Below are 22430 nucleotides of genomic sequence, written 5' to 3' on the forward strand. Positions count from 1 at the left end.
CCGCCTCGCACCCGGTTCAACACCCGACGTCCGTCACCATTCCGAAAATCACCCGTTTCCGGACGGAGACTACATTCAGAACGTCGAAGCCGGCGACAACTTTCCCAGCCTGCCAACGCTGGCGCGTCTGCGTGCCGTGCTTCGCTGCGATTGGAACGAACTCTTCGCCGGTTGCGAGAAGGTTTGAGGGGAAATTACATCAGCTGGGCCGCCCGACACCGCCCGATGCGGCGATTGCCAAACAACGGACGCATGTGGTAAAGTCAGACCGTGACTGCGACACCAGAAACAGAAGCTTTTGATCGGGGCGTTCGCCCGGTGCTGCAAATCGTCCTGCCGGAGAAAGCCGAGGCCGTGGTGAACTTTCGCGCAGACCCAAAGCTTCAAGCGCGCATTGAGGAATTGGCAGACAAATCCACCGGGGGCCAACTCACCGAAACGGAGAAAGCGGAATACGCGGGTTACGTGCGCGTGAACAAGTTCGTCGCGATTCTTCAGCGGCAGGCACGGCAATTGGTCGGCTCGGAATCCTGAGCGATGGATGAGTGAACGAAAGCCCGCGTCCGGGTGCGCGCCGGCAATCGTTGCGAGTATTGCAAGCTGCGTCAGGACGATTCCCCGCTGGCGGCGCTTCACGTCGAACACGTCCTTCCAAGATTTCACGGCGGCAGCGATGATCTCGACAATCTCGCGCTGGCTTGCATTGACTGTAATCTCCACAAGGGAACGAACCTGACGGGGATTGATCCGCAAACGAATCAAGTCACGGAATTATTCCATCCGCGAGGGCAGCGGTGGGAAGATCACTTCGCGTGGCGCGGGATTTACGTTGTCGGCAGGACGGCTGTGGGCAGGACGACGATACGCGTTCTCAACATGAATTCCGAGGATCAACTCGCGCTCCGTTCGTAATCCACGTTGAGGATTACTCCTCCACCGGCACGACCAGCTTGTCCATGATGTAGTCTTTGCGCTCGGGCGTGTTCTTGCCCATGTAGAAACTGAGCAACTGATCGCTGCTATGGAGCTGCGCCAGGCTCACGGGTTCGGAACGCATGCCTTCCCCGATGAAATCCTTGAATTCGTTCGGAGAGACCTCCCCAAGCCCCTTGAAGCGCGTGATCTCGGCCGACTGCCCGAGCTTGTGCAGGGCCGCCTGCTTCTCGGCCTCTGAATAGCAATAGTGGATCTCCTTTTTGTTTCTAACACGAAACAACGGCGTTTCCAGGATATGCAGGTGACCCTGCACGATCAGTTCGGGAAAGAACTGAAGAAAAAACGAAAGCAGCAGGAGGCGAATGTGCATGCCGTCGACATCGGCATCGGTAGCTATCACAACACGATTGTAGCGCAGTCCATCGAGGCCTTCCTCGATGTTGAGCGCGCTCTGAAGGAGATGAAACTCCTCGTTCTCATAGATCACCTTCTTGGTGAGCCCGTACGTGTTGAGCGGTTTTCCCTTCAACGCAAAAACCGCCTGCGTCTGCACATCGCGGCACGCTGTCAGCGATCCCGCCGCGCTGTCACCCTCCACGATGAAGAGCGTGCTCTCCTCCGCGCGTTTGTCCTTCGAATCGAGATGCACCCGGCAGTCGCGCAGCTTGCGGTTGTGCAGCGAGGCCTTCTTCGCCCGCTCACGCGCCAGATTGCGGATGCCGGACAGCTCCTTGCGCTCGCGCTCGCTCTCCTCGATCTTCCGCTTGAACGCTTCGGCGGCCTCCGGATTGCGATGCAGCCAGTTGTCGAGGTGCTGCTGGACGAAATTGCCGACAAACTGGCGGATCGACGGGCCCTTGGGTCCCATGTCGTTTGAACCCAGCTTGGTTTTTGTCTGCGACTCAAACACCGGCTCGATCACGCGGATGCTGACAGCCGCGACGATCGACTGGCGGATGTCCGCCGCGTCATAGTCCTTCTTGTAGAAATTGCGCACCGTCTGGACGAGCGACTCGCGAAACGCCGCCAGGTGTGTGCCTCCCATCGTGGTGTGCTGGCCATTCACGAAGGAATAGTACTCCTCGCCATAATGCCCGCCGTGAGTCATGGCGACTTCGATGTCGTCCGCCTCGATGTGGACGATGGGATAAAGCGTCTCTCCGGTGAGCTTGCGGCCCAGCAGATCCTTGAGTCCGTTCTCGGATCGGAATGACTTTCCGTTGAAGTTGAGCGTCAGGCCGCGGTTGAGGAACGCGTAGTTCCACAGCATTTCCTCCACAAACTCGGGGCGAAATTTGAAGTCCTTCCCAAAGAGGGCTTCGTCGGGTGTGAACTCAACGATCGTCCCGTTCTTTTCGTCGGTTTTCGCGAGCCGGTTGTCCTTCCTGAGTTTGCCCTGCTCAAAATCCACCACCTTGGTCTCGCCTTCACGCACAGCCTGCGCGCGGTAGCGGAACGACAATGCGTTGACCGCCTTCTGGCCGACGCCATTGAGACCGACGGCCTTCTGGAATGTCTCCGAATCGTACTTCGCCCCGGTGTTGATGATCGACACGCAGTCGATCAGCTTTCCGAGCGGAATGCCCCGCCCGTAATCCCTCACGCGCACCGTGCGGTCCGATATCTCCACCTCGATGCGCTTGCCGAATCCCATCGTGAATTCGTCGATGGAATTGTCTATGGTTTCCTTGAGCAGGACATAAATGCCGTCCTCCGCATGAGTCCCGTTTCCGAGCCGCCCGATGTACATTCCGGGGCGCAGGCGGATGTGCTCCAAGGGAGATAGTGTCTTGATGCTGGCTTCAGTATAGGCAGTGGCCATGGACGATCAGAGGAAAGCTGTGCGCGCTAAAGTCCGGCCTGCGCACCCAGGTGCAAGCGCCATTTTGGTAAAATCTAATGCCACCGGCTTTCAGACACAGCCGTCAAGACAGGCCGAACACTTGCGAAATTCGCCCGTTGACAGCGCGCCCCTCGATCGGTTCATTACGCGACCTTTTTCCATGAGCACACCTGAACAGACCCAGCGCAGCCTCACTCCTCCGGAGATTCCTTTCATGACTCCCCAGGCGATGGTGCGTTACGTGACCGACACGGGCAAGATCCTCCCGCGCAAGTACACCGGCTTCTCGGCCAAGCACCAGCGCGCCGTCACCCGCACGATCAAGCATTCCCGCAACAACCTGCTCGCGCTCTGAGCCGAAGCAGCGATTGATCCACTTTCGAAGCGCCGCCTGAACCAGGCGGCGCTTTTGTTTTCGCCGGATTCCGTCAGCTTGCGTGCGGAGCTAGGCAGGCTGCCGCAAGAGAAACATCTCCGAGCCCAATCGCAATTCAACGTTCCAGCCCCACCAGCTTCGCCTTTAGCAGACGCGCGCTTTCAAGCGCCGCATCCGGAGTGTCCGCGGTCACGGTGAAGTGCCCCATCTTCCGCCCGACGCGCGGTTCGTGTTTTCCGTAGAGGTGAAGCTTCGCGCGCGGATGCTCAAGCAGCACCGGCCAGTTCGGGGCCGTCACCCGGCCGGTCTCCGGGGAAACCCAGGCATCGCCAAGGATGTTCACCATCACGGACGCCTCACGCACCGACGGATCGCCAAGCGGCAGCCCGCAGATCGCGCGGACATGCTGTTCGAACTGACTCGTGCGCGCGCCGTCGATCGACCAGTGACCGCTGTTGTGCGGACGCGGCGCCAGTTCATTCACCAGGAGTTCACCTCGATCGGTGAGAAAAAGCTCCACCGCCAGAAGCCCCGCGAGGTTCAGCCGCTCGGCAATCGCGACAGCGAGTGACTCCGCCTCGCGCGCCACGGCCGGATTTATGCGCGCCGGCACGATGGTGAAGTCCAGGATGTGCCGCGTGTGTATGTTCTCCGCGATCGGAAACACGCGCGTCTCACCCGTGATGCTGCGCGCGACAATCACGGACAGCTCGCACTTGAAGTCCACGAAGCGCTCGATCACCGCGCGCTGGCCCGCAAAGGCCGTCGCGGCCGCCTCGAGCGAGGCATCGTCCGTGAGCTTCTTCTGCCCCTTGCCGTCATATCCGAAGTCCGCGGTCTTCACCACCGCCGGCAATCCCACCCGACGCGCCGCTGCCGGAAGATCCCCGTGGGCCTCAACCTCGGCGAAAGCCACGTGCGGAAATCCGCACTGCCTCAGCCAGGTTTTCTCGCGCATCCGGTTCTGACAGATCTCCAGCACGCTCGAACTCGGCCGAAGCCGGGTGAGATTCTCGATCTTCCAGAGTGGGGCGACGGGGATGTTCTCAAACTCGTAGGTCACAACCGCGCAGCTCGACGCAAACGCCGCGAGCTCATCGGTCTTCTCATAGTCCGCGGTGAAGGTGCGGTTCGCGACCGCACTGGCCGGGCAGTCAGGCGCAGGGTCATAGACATGCACCCGATAGCCAAGCGTCTGCGCCGCCTGCGCAAACATGCGCCCCAGTTGTCCACCGCCAAGGACGCCAAGTGTGCTGCCAGGTTGAATCATGGGAGAGAACCGGGATTCGAACCCGGGAAACCGACCCCGGCAAGCACGCCTTGATGCCGGCCTTCGCACGCAGCGAATTTGCTAGAGTCTGTCGGCACCATGCTGATAGCTGATGGGCCATGTCATTGACCTCCTACGATCAGATCGCCTACACGAGCTCCTCCTTTCCCCAGAGTCATCCGGTAAAACTGGCGACGATCGCACGGCTCTTTGGCCTGACTCCGACAAATCCCGCACGGTGCAACGTACTCGAACTCGGGGCGGCTGACGGCGCGAATCTGATTCCACTGGCTCAAGTGTACCCAGAAAGCAACTTCGTCGGCATCGACCTCTCCTCAAGGCAGGTCGCCGAGGGACGGAAACTTATCGACGGTGCGGGGCTGACGAACGTCACGCTTGAGCACAGGGACATCATGGAATTCGACCGCAAGGGCATGCGGTTCGACTACATCATCGTGCATGGCGTGCTGAGCTGGGTGCCGCCCGCCGTTCAGGAACGCATCCTCAGTCTCTGCCGGGAGGCGCTCACCCCGGACGGAATCGCCTACATCAGCTACAACGCGCTGCCGGGATGGCGCCTGCGCGGAATCATGCGCGACATGATGATCTACCACGCCAACCAGTTTCCCGACGAGGCGACCCGCGCGAGCCAGGCGCGCTCGCTCATCAAGTTTCTCTCCGACAATGTCCCCACCGAGAACAACCCCTACGGCGATTTCCTTCGTTCCGAGCTGGCGCAGATGGAGCAGTGGACCGACTCCTACATCCTTCACGAATACCTTGAGGAGACCAACTCTCCGTTCTACTTCCGCGACTTCCACAATCTGGCGCGCCGGCATCAGCTCCAGTACCTGGGCGAGCCCGAACTCAGCTCGATCCTCCCGGCCAACTTCGATCAAAAGACCCAGGAGACGCTTCACAAGATCTCGGGCGACATCATCGCGATGGAGCAGTACATGGACTTCCTGCGCAACCGGACCTTCCGCATGACCCTGCTCGTTCCCAGGGAGAGCGTCATCAACCGGAACATCAATCCGATCCTCCTGCGCGAAATGTGGTTCGGCACAAGGGCTCAGCCCGTGAGCGAAAAGGTCAACCTGGCGACGGGTGTCACTGAACATTTCAAGGTCGGAAAGGCGACGGTGAATTCCGACAACACGCTGGTGAAGGCCACCCTTGTCGCGCTGCACAACGCCGTGCCCCAGTATCTACACTTCAACGAACTCCTGGCCGCCCTCCGCAACCTTCTCCTCGGCCGGTCATCAGGCGTCATGGAAACCGCCCAGGCGATCCAGGAGCATGTCATCCTCTGCGACCAGCTCCTGATTCTCATGAGCCGCGGCATGGTGGAAGGCCTCGCCTGGCCGCACGTGGGCATCGCCTCCACACTTCCAGAGAAGCCCCGCGTGACGCCGCTCGCGCGGTATCAGGCACTCAACTACCCGCGACACGTCACAAATCTCCGTCACCAGTCGATCAAGTTCGACGCCTTTGCACGCCAGGCCATGTCGTTGATGGACGGCACGCGCGACCGGAAGGAGATCATTCGCGGCATGGCCGAAAAGGCCACGCAGGGAGCAATTACCGTGCAGAACCACGGCAGAACAATCACCGACGTGGACGAGATAGAGACCTTGATCGCACCCCGCGTCACGGCCTGCATCGATCAGTTTCCAAAACTTGCCATGGTTCTGCCCGAGTAGAACGCCGGCTCCCAAGTAAGGCCGCGCCAGAATCGTCCCAAACCAGCCTTCGCCAAGGGTTCAGGATCAACGCAGAAACTGGAATGGCTGAACACGCGGTCCCCGTGCCTGTGGTTTGCGCCCTCATCGAGCGCGACGGCCTCGTGCTCATCGCACAGCGCCCGGCGCACAAGCACCTCGGCTCCCTGTGGGAATTTCCTGGTGGAAAGGTCGAGGCGGGCGAAGACCACCCATCCGCATTGAAGCGGGAAATCATGGAGGAACTCGGATGCGACATCGACCTCGTGCACGCCCTTGCAATCCGGACGCACACCTACGGGGCGGTGACTGTAGCAATGATTCCGTTTGTTGCCCGCCTCGCCTCCGGAAGTCCGGCCCCCCGGTCACTCGAGCATAGCGCAATCGCCTGGGTCGCGCCGCGGGATCTCGCCGCCAGGTCCCTCGCTCCCGCGGATCTTCCCATCGTCGATGACTATCTCCAGTGGTTGTCGGCGCGGCCAGGATCACCGCATCGATGACCGCCGTCTCCGCATGAAGCGTTCCTGTCTGTTGTCCGGTTCTCTGCATACTGCCTTCTCTCTCCAGCCCCAACGGGGCGCATCAAGAACAGACCAGGGCATCGCCCTGGTTTCAGTCTCCAAAATCAAGCGCGAGCCCTGAAAGGGCGGCCCAACCCCGTCACGCCCACGCCTTGGATCGCCCATTCAGGGCTCGAAGTCCTCATTAACTCCCAGAAACCCATGGCGTTGCCATAGGCTGGCTTGGCCCGCGCCGATGGCGCTCCGATCTCCGACTTCTGCCACCGTCGCTTCTTGTCACGCCCGGCATCCGGATGCCAACTCGCCGCCAGGATTTCACCCGCTTGCTTTTCTCGCACTTCCCACCAACCTTGGACCCCTGTTCTTTGAGTCAGCGCCCGAATCGGCACGATTCGAGACTCACCCAAGACTTTTGGGGGTGTTCTGGATTCTACCCTTGGTTGGAGCGCTTCGCTGCCTGTCGAGAGCCGTGGGACTCTCGTAAATCCCCCCGCGAAAACAATAAATGGCAACATCGAAGAAATGCCCCTGGCTGCTTAATTGACAGCCACGTGCGCCCGGCGACGCCTGCTGGCCGGATCGCACGTCGACAGCAGGCATAGTTCGCGTGGTCGTCTCTGACGCGCAGACCGTATCTTCATCCAGAGCCTTGCCGACGACGCGCGCGCGCCATCACTTGTCGAAGGCGAAATCCAAATGGCGATACACAGGTAGACGCGGATCGTGAAGGCCAGGGGCACCCGGGTTCAACTCCCGGCACCTCCACCAATTGAAAGCCCGGGTCGAAAGACCCGGGCTTTTTGTTTTGCACGCACATTCTGGCAAGCGACCGCCTTCCATCCCAGTGACTACCTTGGGATAGTATGGTGATTCAACTACACCCAACCTACCAGAAGTTTGGGTCCCTCGCGCGGTCCAATTTGTGGAAGTTCAAACTCGGACTCGCCTGATTCATCTGCAGGTTGAAGGCTGTCGTCTTGACGGCGTTCTGCACATCGCCAGTCAGCCGCGCGAGACTGTCGGTGAAGGTGTCGGCGATGCGGAAGTCCGTCAGCTTTGCTCAGGTCGCTTCGCTAAGGTCGCTCAGGACACGTTGAGAAAGTGCAGGCACAAACCGACCAAGTTCGATGAGCTGGTCCTCCACCGCCCGGCCGCGTTTGCGCGCGATCGCCTCCAATTTGTGAAGGACGATCACGGGATCCATCGAGTAAAGCGTGAGCAGGTAGTCCTGCGGGTGCAGGACGCGAACATTCCACGGCGCGAGAGCTTCGACAGGGAAATCGCGCAGGTTGAAAGTCACAATCACTTCGGCTTGTGACTGGATTGCTCAGGCCAGCAGGTGCCGGTCCTTGAGATCGTTTCGGCATGCGTCGATCAGTGCCTCGTGGCCAGTCACCATTGCTTCAGGAAAAGCTGCCCTGACCGCAGTCTGGTAGCTCTTGGCGAGGTGCGGTGGCCAGCCTAGTTCACTGAGATGGGTGCGTTCGGTTTCCAGCAGGATTTCCTCGCTCCAACGCGGCAGATAAAGCCGCGGCGTCTCGGCAAGCCGCAACAGGAGGTCGCAGACGCCAAAGTTTGCCAGGACGCACGCGTCCAGCACGACCTTGAAATCAGCCCGCATCGGTCGGGCCTGCTTTGGGTTTTGGGAAGGAGTGCCCGGCCTTTTCCACTTCCGCCGCCAAGTTGTCCAATGTCTTCGTCCGATCTGCGTCCCGGCGTTTTTGGAAATCCAACAGATCCTTGAAGTAGACTCGCCTATGAGCGCCAACCCGGTGGAACTGAATTTCCCCTCTTTCAAGGAGGTTCACAAAAAACTGCCGCGACATTCCAAGGAAATTAGCCGCCGCTTGAGTCGTGAACGTCTCGTCCTCAGGCAACATGACGATCGCCCGTCCCTCACTCATCATTCGGGCGATGCGCATCAAGTATGCGCAGATTGGTTCTGGCAGTTCAGTGCGATTGCCCTGCTTATCAACGAAGGCGACATGACCCGGCTGGGAAAACGCGGCGACCAAACGGTCGAGAACCTTGCGGTCAACGATCGAGGGATCCAAGCGATTCTGTTGGGTGGTGAGCATGCGCAAAAGATTCGGCACGATGCCTAACAAATCAAGTAATCATTCGCTACAAACGCTACTATCGCTGCAACCGCTAAATACGTATTTCGATAAAAATAGCGATTAGTTCAATAAATAATTGATTTTGAACGTCTTCATCACTTCGTCGCCAAGAAGGTTGATCACAGACTGCAATGCGGCCTGACTTCGCGAGTTCGTCGCAGAGTTGGATTCCGCCGCTGAAAAGTCGCTCTCTCTCGAAGATCGTCGTGATTGGAAAATGCTTGGGAATCGAATTCAACTCCCGGCACCTCCACCAATTTTTTGACGGGAAGGGCCGCGTTCACAGCCTGAGACGCGTTCATGCCTTCGAGGGCTCCAGGATCCGCGCGGGTCGGACCATCCTTGCCAGTGCGGCACCCAGATTGCCGTACAAACCCGCACCCACCGCCGCGAGCGCAGCGGCGCCAAGGCAAGCGGGCTCGGGCGATGTCGACATCACCGGCACGCCAAACACATCCGCCATGATTTGAAGCGAAACCGGACTCTTCGCTCCGCCTCCCGTTGCCGCGATCCGCCGAAACAGTCCGTTCGGTGAAATCCTTCCCAGCAGGAGTTTTTCCGTTTCCGCCATCTCCCTCAGTTGACGACGCAGGTTTCCCGCATGCTGTGCAGCCAGCACACCGCCCGGCTTCTCCAGGCAAGCCATCAGCTCTCCCATCGGCACTTCCGGTGCAAACCGCTTCTGGTACTCCTCGAGTCTGCCGGCTCCATTGGGATCATACGCGAGCGCATAGAATCCGGGTTCGCCGGGATGGGGCCCAAAGATGCATTCCGGCATCGGTGCAACGCCTGTCACAAGCACAATGGCCGCCAGCACCGTGCCGCTCGACAACGATGCCTCCACGTGAAATCCCAATCCTGAACCGATCGCGGCCGCATGATGATCCAGCGCGCCCGCCGCCACCACGGTTCCGGGTTCGAGTCCGAAGAGACCCGCGGCCGCCGGCGTGAGCACGCCGGCTTTGCTCCCAGGAAGAAGCGGCACCGACATATGCGCAGCCGTCAGCCCAAATCTCTCCAGGGCGTCCTCCCACCACACGCGTTGCGTGATGTCGTAGAGGCCCGTGAGCGCCGCCGTGCTTGCGTCTCCCACCCTTTCTCCGGTCAGAAAAAATGTGAGGTAGTCGCTCACGGTCATGACGGAACGGCAGCGCCGCCAGGTCCCGGGCGCCTCCCGCTGCAGCCATCGCACTTTCGCCGGCGCGCTCTCCGGCACGAGCTCCCAAAGGCCCGTGCGCCCTCGCCGTTCATCGGAGACTCCAAATTCGCGCAGTTCTTCCGGCAGGGGGTGCGCCCGAAGATCGTTCCAGAAGATCAGCGGAGTCAGCGCGCTGTTTTCGTCGTCGAGGAGGAGAAACGTATTGGCCTGCGATCCGTATGAAATCGCCACAACATCGGACTTGCGCGCACCCGCCTCGCGGATGGCCAGCGTCACCGCATCCCTCAGGCGGGAAAGAAAAATCGCCGCATCCAGTTCCCGCCGGCCCGGTCGCGGCTCCTCCACCCCCGCCGCCACGCGCCCAAGGCCGCGAAGATTACCCGCGAGATCAAACACCCCGGCCTTCAGGTAGGAGGTGCCAAGGTCTATGCCGAGGAGCAGTGGCATGCGGAAAATGCGCCATCAACGCGGCGCGGCAATCAGGTCGAGCGTCGCCTCGACAAAGCGCGGGCCGTTCTCCACGGAGAACACCGCATTGGTCGCCTCATAGTAGGCCTTCTCAACCGCCAGCGGCGTGGCGATGTATCCCTGAAGCTGGCCGTTCGCCAGCGTGATGACGAACGTGTTTCGGGGCGCCCCGGCCTTCAACGCAAGGGCATGCTCAACAAAAAACTCTCCCGGCCATCCGATGAACCGCCATTCGCCGATCCGGATCAACTGGATCTCCGCCGGTGAGGCGGACCGCACCGCATCGCCAAGCCTCCCATCCCCAGCCGCCTCGGCAAGTAAAGCCGTCTTCTCAGCGCCAAATACATCGCACTCGGCCGTGCGCACCGTCTGCTTCGGGGCCTGCGAACTCCGCAGCCGCTCGTATTTTTCCCGGCTGCGCTTCAGCTCCTCACGAGCCTCCCGCACCCCCGGAAACGAGCGCGGTTTCACCTCAAGCCAGCTCCGGCGGGCGCTGACTTCTCCAGTCGGATGGAGGGAGATTTTCTCCAATGCGGCCGCAATGCACCGGCCCAGGTTCTCTCCGATGCGCTGGGCCTCCGCGAAGGTGTTGGCCCGGGTGACATGCCGCGGACTCTGATCCCCCGCTGCACCGAGGTGGTAGACCACCGGGCAAGCCTCCGGAAGCACATGCGTCCGCAGCCAGCGCCGCGTGAACCCCGGGAAATCCGCGCTGATCAGCGTGGAGTCCTCGTGCATCACGGTGGGATGCATGCCGTAAACCACCATGCATGCGATCGCTTTGCCCGTCGCCCGCGACCGCGCGAGCAGAACCGGCGCATCGGGATCAGTCGGGCCCGCCGGATCATGGCGATTCGTTCCCACCCCCTCCGCCCTCGCGACAACCAATCCCAGTTCCGCCGGCTCCGCCCGCTCCACCGCCGTCCTCGCAGCCAGGACCATGCGCTCGGTCAGCCACTCCAGATAAACAGCGTCGGCGGGCGGCACGATCGAATCAGCCGCATTGCTGAGATTGTCGGCCACCACCGGCCCGGAATGCGTGTGCGTCGCCGAAATCATCACCGCCTCCGGGGGCAGGCCCGTGACCGACGCAATGCGGCGTCGCATTGTCGCCACCAGATCCCGGTCGAAAAAAATCAGGTCGTTCGCCAGAAAAAGCGCGCGCCCCCCGCCCGAATCCACAAAGAGTGCCGCGCACTCCAGCGGGTCATGCACGCCCGTGCTGTTCCGCCGGACATGCGGATAACCATAGAGGAACACGCTTCCGGCCGGCGTGATTTCCACCACCGCGGCGCCCGCGCGGAAGGGAGTCGGGAATTCTCTGGCGGAGTCGGAAATCGGCATGGATCGATGGGTGAGAGGCCCGCAATCATGAGCCCGGCAACAACTGTAGCAAATGTTATTGTATGTTCATATCAGCCGGTGACTCACATTTGCTAACATTCACCTCCTCACCCCGCGGAACGAGCCGCGCAGGTCCGCATCAATCCGTCGGGGCGGGGCGGGACACCCCGGCCTTCTTCAGGAGAAGCAGGATTCCGAGCGAAAGCAGCAGGCAGAAGGCCCCGAACTGAAACACCCGCGCCACGTCGACCTTCGCATCGCGCAGCAGGCCCCCGGCGTAGATCGTCACCCCTCCCACGACACAGGCGCACAGATTGAGAATGCCGTATCCAGTCGCCCGATACCGCTGATCGGCGACCAGCGTGAGGATGGGCATCATGTTGGCGTCGGCGAAGGATTTTGTCAGCCCCACCAGCAGCAGTCCGGCGACCGCGATCCAGAGGGAGCTGGAGATCGAGATCAGAAAGACACACGGCGCCGAGACCGCCACGCCGACAATGACCACGTAGATCGGGCCGAGCTCGTGCGACCGGCTCCATCGATCCGCCCAGGCTCCGCCAAGGATGACACCAAGCAGGGCGGCCACCTGAAAATAGATTGTCGCCGTCAATCCCGCCTCGCCCTGCCCAAGTGAGAAGCGTTCGCCAAGGAAGGTCGGCATCCAGCCGACCACCGCCCAGCCGGTCACGCCCATCAGGCTCCAGTAGCCGAGCGACAGCAGGAAGGACCGATTGCTCATCAGACTCGAAACGGCCTCACCCAGCCGCACGGAGCCGGCTCCCGAAGGCTTCGCTGCACCGCTCGCTCCGGACTCCACGGCAGGGGCCGGACGATCCCGGAGGACAATAACAAGGACCACCGCATAGGCTATTCCAATCTGGCCAAAAATCATGAAGGCGTGACTCCATCCGTGCCTCTCGGCAATCCATCCGCCCAGTCCGCCCAGCCCGCTTCCCACCATCACTCCGCTCAAATGAATGCCGTTCGCCAGCGAACGTGTCGTCGTCCTGTGGTAATCCGCAATCAAAGCCAGCGCCGCGGGAATGTAGCAGGCCTCGCTGAGACCCATCAGAGCCCGGGTGAGCAGCAGCTGGTCGAACGTCTTCGCGTGCGCGGTCATCCAGGTCACGACCGACCACGCGACAAAACTGAGGAGAATCACGCGGCTGCGGCTGAACCGATCCGCAACAAACCCCGCGAATGGACTGCACACCGCATAGACGATCAGAAACACCGACGTGAGCAGGCCGAACTGGGCGTCGCTCATCGGAATCTCCGCGAGGATCGAGGTGCGCATCGTCGTGATCATCACGCGATCCAGATAGTTGAGGCAGCCGACGACCCACAGTGTGGCGACAATCAACCAGGCTCGGGGCGGCAGTGCATTGCTTTGATTCATGAGTGATGATCCCGCCCGTTTGAAAAATCTCAGCGCCGGCCTTCGGCGATCAAGGTGCCAGCGCCATCCTCCAGTTGAAGGCCGACCGCCGTCGTCCGGAAGCCGGGTTGCGGGGTCATCGAATGAATTGCCTTCCGGCGCAGGGATGTCACGCGGACGCCTACCAAGCAGACATCCTTCGCCTGCGCCAAGCACAAAGATCTCTCTTTCATCGGGGAAAATCGATGCGTGCACCGTCACCGCCGGTCCACGCTCCCCCGTCTCCGACTCCGTCTCAAGCCACTCCAACTGGTCATTGTGCCTGTCCACCACTTGGTGGTTTGCCGCCGGGCGAAATCGGGTCGAGACTCCGGCCTTCCCACAAAATCCAGTCACTCGATGCGCCCTTCACTCATCCGTTCGCGTCTGCGACAGAACCTCGTCGCCCGCTTCACCTGCATGTACTATCCCTCGGCCATGATGCCGCTGCACGCGGCCAGGGCCGGCTTCGACGCCATCTGGCTCGACACGGAGCACAACACCTGGGATCGACGCGAACTTCAGCGGATCATCGCGCTGCACCATCTGGCCAACATCGACTGCATTGTCCGCACGGGCAGCCGCAACAAGTCCGAGCTCTACCACCTTCTGGAAAACGGCGCCACCGGACTCATGGCGCCCCTGGTCGACACCCCCGAGGACGCCGCCGCACTCGTTCAAGCCGTGAAGTTTCCTCCCCTGGGCGGACGCGGACTCGACGGCGCGGGCCTCGACAACGATTTCTACCTCAAGGGAACGACCAACTATCCCGCCGAGGCCAACCAGGAGACCTTCCTCATCCTGCAGATAGAGTCACCGCTCGCCCTCGCAAACGTTGACGCCATTGCCGCCATCAAGGGAGTTGACGGGCTTTTTCTCGGCCCGGGAGATCTGTCACTGCGGCTCAATGTCCCGATGGACTGGAACAATCCCGAGATGTGCGCCGCGGAGGACGCCGTCGCCGCCGCTGCGGCCCGGCACGGCATCGCCTGGGGTCGCCCCGCCGGCAACGCCGAGCAGGTCGCCCGAATCGCCGCCAAAGGCGCGCGGCTCATCAATCACGGAAGCGACTTCGGCGCCATTCTCACCATGCTCCCCGCCTACGGCAAGGTGATGAGAGAGGCGCTCGATTCCTCATCGACACAGCCATCTTCAGCCAAGAGCGGCCCGTACTGAGAACGCACGCAGGAGGAAGGTGACGGCCCTCAACAGTTCACCGGCCTTGGCAGAGCGCAAACCTCAGTCGCGCAGCAGGTGCTGCGGAAAATCCGCGACCTTGGCGCAGCCGACCTGCTCCATCACCTGCTGGAGCTGGCGCTTGAGCATGTGAATCGTGTGGGGGCCGCCCCTGCGTCCGAGCGCGCCGACACCGTACATGAACGTGCGGCCAAGAAACACGAAGTCCGCGCCGCTCGCGAGCGCGGCCGCGATGTCCGGCCCCTCGCGAAAGCCGCTGTCCGCCATCAGCTTCGTCTTCCCGTGGAATTTCTCCGCGAGCTCCGCCAGCGGACGAATGGTCGAGGTGCCCGCATCCAGCTGCCGCCCGCCGTGATTGGAAACGATCATGCCATCTACTCCGAGATCGATCGCCCGCTGCGCGTCCTCCGAATTCACCACGCCCTTGATGACGAGTTTGCCCTTCCAGAGACTGCGCAGCGCGCGGATCTTCTTCTCGGTGAGGCGACCCGAAAACGTCCGGTTCATGAACAACCCCAGGTGGCGCATGTTCAGCCCCTTGGGAATATACGGCTTCATCGTCTTGAACGCCGGCACACCCGCACCGAGCTGAGAAAAGGACCAGGTGGGGTGCAGGCACATCTGCACGACATTGCGCAGATTCATCTGCGGCGGGATCGAAAGCCCGTTCCGAATCTCCTTGGGGCGGTAGGCAAACGTGGGCGTGTCCGCCAGGATCACCAGCACCTTGCAGCCCGCGGCCGCCGCGCGCTCCAGCAGCTTGTCACGCAATTCATCCTGCGCGGGATGGTAAAGCTGAAACCAGAAGCGACCCTTGGTGAGCTGCGCGATCTCCTCGATGCCCGCGGTGCTCACCGTGCTCAGGATGAAGGGGATGTTCCCCTCCACTGCGGCCTCCGCGAGATACTCCGCCGAGCGCGGCCAGATCAGCCCCTGCAGCCCGATGGGCGCAACGCCAAAAGGCGCCGCATAGGTCTCGCCGAAAAGCTCCGTCTCCATCGTCGCACCGGGAAAATCCCGCAGGTAGTAGGGCCGCAGCCTCACCTCCCGGATCTCATCCGTGTTCCGGCGCAGATTGATCTCCGAGAAACAGCCTCCATCAAGATATTCAAACGCGAAACGCGGAATGCGGCGGCGAGCCTTCTCGCGCAGCAATTCGGTGGAGGGAACCTCGGAGTCAAATATCTCGGCCATCGCGCTCCGAGCCAAGCACCTGCGCACCGCGACTGCAAGCCGCGGAATCACGGTGGGATCATTGCCCCATACCCTGCTCCGGAGTCTTCCAGCGCCAGACATGCGGCGTGCGCACACCGGCCATGATTTCGCCGGAGACAAAAACCCAATGGTCGCCTGACTTCACCGCCGGCGTCGTCACGACCGGGTCCGGCCACTGTTCCGCGGACTCGTGCCAGGAGCCGGTTGTCACATCGAAGACCAGAATGCCGTCCGGCACGCGGGTGTCGCGCGGCTGTTTGCCCGCGAGCCGGTTGTCGACACCCCCAAGCAGGAAGATCCGTTTTCCGTCGACCGACACAGGCGCCGGAGACGGCGAAGCCAGGGTGGAATGCGGCAAGTCCGCAAGTCTCTCCCAGCCGGAGTCCGCCCGGTAGCGATAGGCGTCCAGCAGATACGTGAGCCGTGACTTGCCGTCATCGGCGATTGCGAGTTCTCCACCCGAAAACAAATGGAGACTCCCTCCCGAAACCGCCATGACCGCCATCGCTCGTGAAGGACCTGGCCATGGTGCAAGTTCAACCCACCCGTCCGAAGGATGGCGCGGATCCCAACGCCAGAATCCCTTGCGGCTCAATCGTGGCGCGCCGTCCGCGTTGCCGGCCGCCAGATAGACCGATCCATCAAGAACCGCAGCCGCAGCACTGGTCGTCGCCGCCGGCAGGCGCGGTCCGGGAGTCACCTCCACACGATCCCCGAGCCAGCGCAACCAGAGCGAATCTGCATACACCTGGTCCGCATTCTCCCCTCCAAGCAGCAGCACACCATCCGGCAATGACACCGCAGCGGAATATCCACGCGCCTCCGGCAGACGCCCGGCGGCACGCCACTCCTTCTCCCCTGGCAGCAGCACGTGAATGTCGTCGTAGTAGGCCTTCTTTCCGCCCTCCCACGGGGGCAGGTCCGGAAAGTTGGCTCCGCCCGCGGCAATCAAGACGCCGCGATGTACCCCCGCGAGGATTCCCGCAACGCCACGCGTCCGAGGATAGGAGGGCAACTGCTGCCAGGAAGGCGTCACCGCATTCTGAGAAAAAGGTACTGAAGTCTGAGATGTTCTGGAGATAGGCATGATTGTGGTGGAATACTCCAAGGATTTTCCCCCTATGGGCAGGGCACCGAACATCATCGCTGCGGCAGCGGCGAAATCCAAAAGAGTTCGAAAACGGCGAAAAGGATGGCGCATGGAGCTCACTGCAGCTTTAGGAAATCACAGGCTAGGACTTACGGCCTGAGCAGATCCGCCTCCCTGATTCTGGTCCGAAGACTGCCCTGCATGGACGTGATCCAAAGTTCCCCAGGATGTCGCTCGAGCAAGTAAGGATACGAGACCCGCGCTCCCTTCGCGATCTCGCGCGGCTGGGTCCAGGTCCTCCCATCATCCTCGGAAATCGCCATGTCGCGATGCGGCGGAACCGCGCCAGGCGGGGCTTGGGTGCTGCGAATGTCCCGTGCGGCTTGATTTCTTGATGGGGAGGCGCCGGATTCATGATGGAGCAATCGCAAATGTCACAAGGACGAACGGGCTTCTCCGGTCTTCAAAGCCAAATCACTGGTCTTGGATATTGTCCAGTTCACCGAATTTCTCACAATCGGCAATGCGCCCATGAGCAGCCCCCCTCCCTCTTTCATGATTCCAAAGCGGCTTTCTCTGTCCGCACAGACCGCCGCGGCCATGCGCACCGCCATTGCCGACGGCGCATGGGAAGGCTGGCTCCCTGGCGAGCGCCGCCTGTGCGAAACCTTTCAGATCAGTCGCCCCACCATCCGCGCCGCCCTCCATTTGCTGGCCAAGGAGGGCCTGATCGAGATCCACCAGGGACGGCGCAACCGCGTGCTTGTTCGACCCCACCAGAAAGCATCCCGGCAAAGCCGGCTCGTGCTTCTGGTCACCCCCGAGCCGGTAAGCCGCGTCGGTCAGACCGCCTACCAGGGAATCGGCGAAATGCTCACGCACCTGGCTGAGCATGGATTTGCCACCGAAGTCCTCGTCTGCCAGTCCCGCAGCCCGCGCACCCAGCAGCGAAAACTGGAAACGTTCATGCGCGAAAACAATGTCTTCTGCTGCGTCCTGCTCTCCCTCGGCAGGGAGCTCCAGTTGTGGTGCTCAAGGCAACCCGTGCCAACGCTGGTCCTCGGCTCGTGTCATCCGGACGTCCGCCTGCCCTCGCTCGATGTCGACTATGGAGCCGTCTGCCGGCATGCCGCCGGTTTCCTGCTGCGCAAAGGCCACCGTCGCGTCGCGTTCGTCGTTCCCAACTCCGGCGCGGCCGGCGACCTCGCAAGCGAAAGAGGCTTTCTGGAAGCCATGGCGCCGCGCGTCGCTCGCGGCGAAGCCCAGGCCACCGTGGTCCACCACAATGGCAGCGCCCACAACATCTCCGCCAAGCTCGACCTTCTCTTCAAATCGGCCGCCCCACCCACCGCATTGCTCGTCGCAAAGCCCTTCCACACCTTTGCGGTCATCATCTACCTGCTGAAACGCGGCATTTCCGTGCCCGACACGGTTTCCCTGATCGCGCGCGATCATGAGTACGTGTTTGAAACCGCCCACCCCGCGATCACGCACTACGAGTTCTCCGGCGACGCCTACGGTCAACGGCTGTCCCGCCTGATGATCCGGTTCGTGAACCAAGGCGCGCTGCCACCTGTGCCCAACCTGTTCGTTCCAAAGTTCTTCGAGGGAAACACCGTTCGCACGCTCTCCATTCCACGTTGATTGAATGCGGAGGGTCAGCGCTCCCGACTGGAGGCGTTCAACGGAGTCGGCTGCCGCCGCCACAATGCATCCAGGTCGTTGTAGTACGCGTAGCGCAATTCGCAGTCGGTCAGGGCTGCGACACTTGAGGCCCCGCGCATTGCCACGGTGATCGCATTCTCCCCTTTCCGGACCAGGTAAGGACCGTCCAGCGGCACATGCACATAGCGCTCTGCCGCATCCTTCTGCGTGGGCGCCACACCGAGAATTTCGACGGTTGACCAGGAATTCTCCCGCGACAATGGGCCGGAGAAGACTTCCTTTCCGTTCAGTGTCACCACCAAGGCGGCATTCGCGGGAACACCTCGCAGCCCCAGCCTCAGTTCGCACTGCCTCAGGGGAAACGCCGTGTCAGCCGGATTCTCCGCGACCGGAAGCGTCAGCAGCAACGGCACCGAGCGCGCGAGACCGGCCGGCAGCTGCTTGCCGTAGGCGTAGGAGCCCGGACCATCGCTGTAGTACGACTTGGTCACCACATACACCTTCGGCTGCCCGCGGAGATTCTCCGGTCGCGCCAGGTCGCGGAAGACGCGATAAAGTGACTCGCTCTGCGGACGCAGCGATCCAAACGCATTGTAGAAATTGAACAGGTAGAACCCGTCCACCCGCATCGCGAAGTAATTGGCTGCGGCAGCCCGAATTTCATCCAGAGTCGCCTCCCGGCTGACTTGAGCACCTTGATAGCGATCCCCTGCACTCGTCTCCGGAAAAGGAAGTCGCCAACTCGTGCGCGGATAAAGCGACGGACATATCTTCACCGCGTGTTTCCTGCCAAGTTCCAGAAGATCTTGAATCGGCATGTCTCCGGCGAGGGTCATGATCTGCGCCGGTGACACGACATCCACCAGCTTTTCGGTGATCCACTTCTCAACCTCCAGACCGGCGAACCGGGAATCTGCCAGCGACGGGGGAATCCGGACAAAGAGGTAAAGCGGCCGGCGCTGCTGGCGCGCCACTTGGTCCAGCCTCGCCCGCACCTGCCGAACCATCTCGGTGATTTTCGGCGCACCTTCGCTGGCTCTTCCCTTTGGAAAGAACACCTGGAACCGGTTGAAATCGAGTTCGAATCCGTCGATCAGATCCCGATTGCGTTCGATGGCTTCGAATGCCGTATCGAGACGATGCTGCCGCACCTCCGCATGGGAGTAGTCGAGCAGATTTCCGTAGGCGGGCTGAAAAGGAAGGGGCGACTCCTTGATGGTGTAGGCATTCCGATGCTTGAACCAGAACTCGCCGGTCATTGCGTGCTCGTCTGGATGAGCCATGAAATGCGCGTCATTCATCCGCAGGCTCGGTATAAAGAACAGCCCCAGTCTCTTGGCCTCTTCGCCGGCAGTGCGCACCGCGTCGGCTCCCTGCGCGATGCAGACACGCGCATTCTCCATCCGAATCGCCATGAAGGCATCCTTCACCTCGTCCGGTGAGTGGCGCCAGCCAACCGGACTCGCGACCTTGGTGGCGTAGATCATCAGGTCCCCCCCCATGCCGAGACAGTATACCAGGGTTTTCACCGGCGTGTCCGCCAAGGCGGCGATGTTTTCGCACAGGAGGGCTTCCGATCGCGCCCGATCCGGAACCACATAGGAGAGATCCGCGTCGTCGTTGTAGATGATCCCGAAGTCAGGGATCGTGCGGCTCGGGTCGTGCGCACCCGACGCGGCGGCCTGCAGGACGAGGGCAAGAGGAATCACCCGATGGAGGAAGCTTTTCATTGCTGAAGGTTGGTCATTCGACAGTGGGCAGACAATACGGGCCGGGAGACTGCGTTGCGTGGGATGATCCGCGAGGCACAGCCAAAATGCCTTCAATCACGGCTGGCTGTTTCCAGTGTCCTCGCTGCGGTATCGGCAATCAACACTTCGCCTGCATCCACGCTGCCAGTGAATTCAACGCGCAGGTAGTTCACTCCGAAAACGGCGGAGCGCTTTGCCTCAAGCGAAGTCTGCTGACCTCCGGACATTGTCGCCGAAAGCCCAGTCCCTTGATCCGCATTCCACCAGTTCAGTTTGATCTCCGTCCAGGTCGCGTCCGCGGACTTTTCCAACGGCAAGACCCAAGTATAGACCGCATGGGCTGCCGCCTGCGCGTCATCAATTCGGGTGAAATGATCGTTCAAACTGAGTTTCAGCGAAGTGATTCCCGCCGGAACGCGAAGCTTCAGACCCACCTCTCCGCTCGCGGCCATCGGGAAATTCCAAGAGGCGCCACAGAGCCCGGAAGCCTTGACGGGAATAGCCAGTGCGCGGGTCCCGCCCTCCAGGACACTCACCCGAAGATGCTCGTCCCCATACTGGGTCCAGCCGGTCGGTCCGTCCGTCAAGTCGTCCTTCACCGCATCCTCCTCCAGCCAGTCGGGATCAAAGAGGAACACAGCGTGCTTGCTGTGCCCCTGTCCGCTCACCACCGCGACCTTGCCATCGGGAGTCTCCGCTGCCGAGGGGTAGGCAGTTCCACGGTCGCCACCTGCAGCAAGATTGGTTTCATGCAGAACTTCGCGAAACCCCCTCCAAGTTTTCCCGTCATCGGAACTGATCGCAGCGTGCAACACCTCGCGGCCTCCTGCAGCATAACTGACGGGATCGCCCCAGTTCTGACACGCGTTGAGCAGCAGCACCATCCGGCCGTCGTGCAGCCGCAGCAATTCCGCCGGGGAATCCGACGAGATGAAGCGTGTCGGCTGCAATGTCGACCAGCGTGAGCCGTCCGCCGATCGTGATTCCCACAGCCAGCCACCCCGATCCCGCACAAGCATCCACACGCTGCCGTTCAACTTTTCAATCATGACCGGCTCGATCGCGCCATAGCGGGTTGGAAACTTCTTCCTGAGTTCCAACTTGAGCGCGTCAGGAGAGCGCTGCCAGGTTGTCCCTCCGTCATCCGTGAAGTACACCAAAGTTTCATGCCAGCCGAAATCCGGGCCGCTGGCCGGAGCCTTTTCCCGTCCTGGCACAGCCCTGCCCACACCCAGCAGCAAGCGACCGCTTTTCAGCGCCGTCAGTCCACGAATGGATCCCACGTAACCCGGAACTACTTTTTGCGCCGGCGTCCAGTCTTCCCGACCGTGCTTCTGGGTCGTGTGATAAACCTCGTAGAGCCTGCCGTTGTACCCACCCTCGCCCTGGCCATGAAGATGATAGACCACCTGCAGGTCATGATTGCGGTCCTCCACCGCCTTGACCGCATAGTAGGCCTTTCCGGGAATGGAGAATGCAACCCGCGGCTCACTCCAGGTCAACCCGCCATCGAGCGAGGCTGTCACCGAAACGGAATCGCTGGCAGGTTTCGTCACATGGTAGATCTCCATCGTGCCATCTTGCCGCTCGACCATGGAACACTCGTTCGTGGGAGCCTCGCGCACGATGACCGGGGCGAAAACCTCGCGAGCGCCGGCTGGCTTGGGCCGCAATTGCATCCCAAAGGGATTGTCAAACAACCTCCCCGTGTCTTCGGAAATATTCCCCGAGGACGTGAAGGTGTTGAGACGCACCACTCCCGTTCCAGGATCAAGCCCGACGCTTGAAAGCGCCTCGGTGCCGCATGCCCCGGAAAAAATCTCCTTCCCGTCCACCACCACACGCACCCGGCCTGCAGTCCGCTCGACCGAGAGGGCAAACTCGTTTCCCGGCTTGAATCGCGGCGCGTTGATTCGGATCGGTTTTTCGCCGGCACGGAAAAAGCGACCCCGCAGTTCCCAGGCCCCGGTTTCGCCGTGCAAGACAATCTCGCTCACCGAGTCGATGACGACCGAGCTTTCTCGTCCCCCTCGGGGCAGCCCAAGATTGAAACTCACGACAAAGTCCCCTTCGCCTGGCGCGGGCTGCCCGAGAAGGCGATGTCCCCTGCCTGTCCCTTCGAGGTAGCCCGACTGGCTGACGATCCAGGGTCTGCCGGTATAGCGCACCTGCGGAGCGGTGTAGTTTTCCGCATTGGCCACGTAAACGACTGTGGTCGGATTCGCATTCGAAAGGCTGGAGCCAAACGTCAGGATTGCGCCCGCGAACAAAGCTCGGACGCCTTCTGGAACCCTTGGGACATTCAGGAGACTCACCATGAGCAGGGAAGCAATCGAT

The 22430-nt window shown here is 61.4% G+C and carries 20 protein-coding genes and 1 other RNA gene; 9 read left to right on the top strand and 12 right to left on the bottom strand.

What is annotated here, in order from left to right:
- From HS122_04520 to HS122_04530, 3 genes are all read left to right on the top strand, one after another.
- Positions 1 to 187 (top strand): hypothetical protein (locus HS122_04520; protein ID MBE7537655.1); only part of this gene is annotated, 187 nt, incomplete at its 5' end.
- An 83-nt stretch (positions 188 to 270) separates the two neighbouring features.
- Entirely contained in the window at positions 271 to 534 is a 264-nt protein-coding gene (locus HS122_04525) for a hypothetical protein (GenBank protein ID MBE7537656.1), read from the top strand.
- 33 nt (positions 535 to 567) lie between these two features.
- Positions 568 to 912: an HNH endonuclease gene (locus tag HS122_04530; protein ID MBE7537657.1), complete on the top strand. Its 345-nt coding sequence runs from the start codon at positions 568 to 570 to the stop codon at positions 910 to 912.
- Positions 913 to 925: 13 nt separating this feature from the next.
- Here the strand turns inward: HS122_04530 and HS122_04535 are convergent, their stop codons facing one another.
- Complete coding sequence (locus tag HS122_04535; GenBank protein MBE7537658.1) at positions 926 to 2758, bottom strand: type IIA DNA topoisomerase subunit B; 1833 nt, start codon at positions 2756 to 2758, stop codon at positions 926 to 928.
- Between the two features lie 181 nt (positions 2759 to 2939).
- On the opposite strand from HS122_04535, the gene rpsR reads away from it, so the two are divergent.
- Complete coding sequence (rpsR, locus tag HS122_04540) at positions 2940 to 3134, top strand: 30S ribosomal protein S18 (protein ID MBE7537659.1); 195 nt, start codon at positions 2940 to 2942, stop codon at positions 3132 to 3134.
- A gap of 136 nt (positions 3135 to 3270) precedes the next feature.
- Here rpsR and HS122_04545 read toward each other — a convergent pair whose 3' ends face one another.
- On the bottom strand, positions 3271 to 4425 hold the full coding sequence (locus HS122_04545; GenBank protein MBE7537660.1) for a 5-(carboxyamino)imidazole ribonucleotide synthase: 1155 nt from the start codon (positions 4423 to 4425) through the stop codon (positions 3271 to 3273).
- A 119-nt stretch (positions 4426 to 4544) separates the two neighbouring features.
- On the opposite strand from HS122_04545, the gene HS122_04550 reads away from it, so the two are divergent.
- The 3 genes from HS122_04550 (at position 4545) to ssrA (ending at position 7435) form a co-directional block, all read left to right on the top strand.
- Positions 4545 to 6128, top strand: coding sequence for a methyltransferase regulatory domain-containing protein (locus HS122_04550; GenBank protein ID MBE7537661.1), 1584 nt, complete (start codon positions 4545 to 4547; stop codon positions 6126 to 6128).
- An 83-nt stretch (positions 6129 to 6211) separates the two neighbouring features.
- On the top strand, positions 6212 to 6646 hold the full coding sequence (locus tag HS122_04555) for a (deoxy)nucleoside triphosphate pyrophosphohydrolase (protein ID MBE7537662.1): 435 nt from the start codon (positions 6212 to 6214) through the stop codon (positions 6644 to 6646).
- 435 nt (positions 6647 to 7081) lie between these two features.
- Positions 7082 to 7435: a transfer-messenger RNA gene (ssrA, locus tag HS122_04560) on the top strand.
- Between the two features lie 292 nt (positions 7436 to 7727).
- Here the strand turns inward: ssrA and HS122_04565 are convergent.
- From HS122_04565 to HS122_04590, 6 genes are all read right to left on the bottom strand, one after another.
- Positions 7728 to 7973, bottom strand: a complete 246-nt coding sequence (locus tag HS122_04565; GenBank protein MBE7537663.1) for a hypothetical protein — start codon at positions 7971 to 7973, stop codon at positions 7728 to 7730.
- Positions 7974 to 7994: 21 nt separating this feature from the next.
- Positions 7995 to 8288, bottom strand: a complete 294-nt coding sequence (locus HS122_04570) for a hypothetical protein (protein MBE7537664.1) — start codon at positions 8286 to 8288, stop codon at positions 7995 to 7997.
- Positions 8278 to 8547, bottom strand: a complete 270-nt coding sequence (locus HS122_04575) for a helix-turn-helix domain-containing protein (GenBank protein ID MBE7537665.1) — start codon at positions 8545 to 8547, stop codon at positions 8278 to 8280. The genes HS122_04570 and HS122_04575 overlap by 11 nt, the downstream gene beginning before the upstream one ends.
- A 538-nt stretch (positions 8548 to 9085) precedes the next feature.
- On the bottom strand, positions 9086 to 10393 hold the full coding sequence (locus HS122_04580; GenBank protein ID MBE7537666.1) for an FGGY-family carbohydrate kinase: 1308 nt from the start codon (positions 10391 to 10393) through the stop codon (positions 9086 to 9088).
- A gap of 15 nt (positions 10394 to 10408) precedes the next feature.
- A complete protein-coding gene (locus tag HS122_04585) occupies positions 10409 to 11758 on the bottom strand; it encodes a neutral/alkaline non-lysosomal ceramidase N-terminal domain-containing protein (GenBank protein ID MBE7537667.1) in 1350 nt (449 codons plus the stop codon).
- Between the two features lie 139 nt (positions 11759 to 11897).
- On the bottom strand, positions 11898 to 13157 hold the full coding sequence (locus HS122_04590) for an MFS transporter (protein ID MBE7537668.1): 1260 nt from the start codon (positions 13155 to 13157) through the stop codon (positions 11898 to 11900).
- A gap of 378 nt (positions 13158 to 13535) precedes the next feature.
- Between HS122_04590 and HS122_04595 the strand changes: the two genes are divergently transcribed.
- A complete protein-coding gene (locus tag HS122_04595; protein MBE7537669.1) occupies positions 13536 to 14351 on the top strand; it encodes a 4-hydroxy-2-oxovalerate aldolase in 816 nt (271 codons plus the stop codon).
- Between the two features lie 63 nt (positions 14352 to 14414).
- Here HS122_04595 and HS122_04600 read toward each other — a convergent pair whose 3' ends face one another.
- Both HS122_04600 and HS122_04605 read right to left on the bottom strand, forming a co-directional pair.
- Positions 14415 to 15566 carry an alpha-hydroxy-acid oxidizing protein gene (locus HS122_04600; protein ID MBE7537670.1) on the bottom strand — a complete coding sequence of 384 codons (1152 nt, stop codon included), beginning with the start codon at positions 15564 to 15566 and terminating at the stop codon, positions 14415 to 14417.
- Positions 15567 to 15624: 58 nt separating this feature from the next.
- Positions 15625 to 16674 (bottom strand): hypothetical protein, encoded by a 1050-nt coding sequence (locus tag HS122_04605; GenBank protein ID MBE7537671.1) that lies wholly within the window; start codon positions 16672 to 16674, stop codon positions 15625 to 15627.
- Positions 16675 to 17232: 558 nt separating this feature from the next.
- On the opposite strand from HS122_04605, the gene HS122_04610 reads away from it, so the two are divergent.
- Positions 17233 to 18321, top strand: coding sequence for a substrate-binding domain-containing protein (locus HS122_04610; protein ID MBE7537672.1), 1089 nt, complete (start codon positions 17233 to 17235; stop codon positions 18319 to 18321).
- A 14-nt stretch (positions 18322 to 18335) separates the two neighbouring features.
- Here HS122_04610 and HS122_04615 read toward each other — a convergent pair whose 3' ends face one another.
- Positions 18336 to 20072 (bottom strand): hypothetical protein, encoded by a 1737-nt coding sequence (locus HS122_04615; GenBank protein ID MBE7537673.1) that lies wholly within the window; start codon positions 20070 to 20072, stop codon positions 18336 to 18338.
- Positions 20073 to 20164: 92 nt separating this feature from the next.
- Positions 20165 to 22411, bottom strand: a complete 2247-nt coding sequence (locus HS122_04620; GenBank protein ID MBE7537674.1) for an exo-alpha-sialidase — start codon at positions 22409 to 22411, stop codon at positions 20165 to 20167.
- Positions 22412 to 22430: the final 19 nt, after the last annotated feature.

The sequence above is a fragment of the Opitutaceae bacterium genome, from assembly GCA_015075305.1.
Classification (GTDB): Bacteria; Verrucomicrobiota; Verrucomicrobiia; order Opitutales; family Opitutaceae; genus UBA6669.

Coding starts and splice junctions, on each gene's coding strand:
- HS122_04610 (MBE7537672.1), top strand. CDS start 17,233: ATGATTCCAAAGCGGCTTTCTCTGTCCGCACAGACCGCCGCGGCCATG.
- HS122_04550 (MBE7537661.1), top strand. CDS start 4,545: ATGTCATTGACCTCCTACGATCAGATCGCCTACACGAGCTCCTCCTTT.
- HS122_04595 (MBE7537669.1), top strand. CDS start 13,536: ATGCGCCCTTCACTCATCCGTTCGCGTCTGCGACAGAACCTCGTCGCC.
- HS122_04570 (MBE7537664.1), bottom strand. CDS start 8,288: ATGCGGGCTGATTTCAAGGTCGTGCTGGACGCGTGCGTCCTGGCAAAC.
- HS122_04600 (MBE7537670.1), bottom strand. CDS start 15,566: ATGGCCGAGATATTTGACTCCGAGGTTCCCTCCACCGAATTGCTGCGC.
- HS122_04620 (MBE7537674.1), bottom strand. CDS start 22,411: ATGGTGAGTCTCCTGAATGTCCCAAGGGTTCCAGAAGGCGTCCGAGCT.
- HS122_04580 (MBE7537666.1), bottom strand. CDS start 10,393: ATGCCACTGCTCCTCGGCATAGACCTTGGCACCTCCTACCTGAAGGCC.
- HS122_04585 (MBE7537667.1), bottom strand. CDS start 11,758: ATGCCGATTTCCGACTCCGCCAGAGAATTCCCGACTCCCTTCCGCGCG.
- HS122_04575 (MBE7537665.1), bottom strand. CDS start 8,547: ATGTTGCCTGAGGACGAGACGTTCACGACTCAAGCGGCGGCTAATTTC.
- HS122_04605 (MBE7537671.1), bottom strand. CDS start 16,674: ATGCCTATCTCCAGAACATCTCAGACTTCAGTACCTTTTTCTCAGAAT.
- HS122_04590 (MBE7537668.1), bottom strand. CDS start 13,157: ATGAATCAAAGCAATGCACTGCCGCCCCGAGCCTGGTTGATTGTCGCC.
- HS122_04545 (MBE7537660.1), bottom strand. CDS start 4,425: ATGATTCAACCTGGCAGCACACTTGGCGTCCTTGGCGGTGGACAACTG.
- HS122_04555 (MBE7537662.1), top strand. CDS start 6,212: ATGGCTGAACACGCGGTCCCCGTGCCTGTGGTTTGCGCCCTCATCGAG.
- rpsR (MBE7537659.1), top strand. CDS start 2,940: ATGAGCACACCTGAACAGACCCAGCGCAGCCTCACTCCTCCGGAGATT.
- HS122_04615 (MBE7537673.1), bottom strand. CDS start 20,072: ATGAAAAGCTTCCTCCATCGGGTGATTCCTCTTGCCCTCGTCCTGCAG.
- HS122_04535 (MBE7537658.1), bottom strand. CDS start 2,758: ATGGCCACTGCCTATACTGAAGCCAGCATCAAGACACTATCTCCCTTG.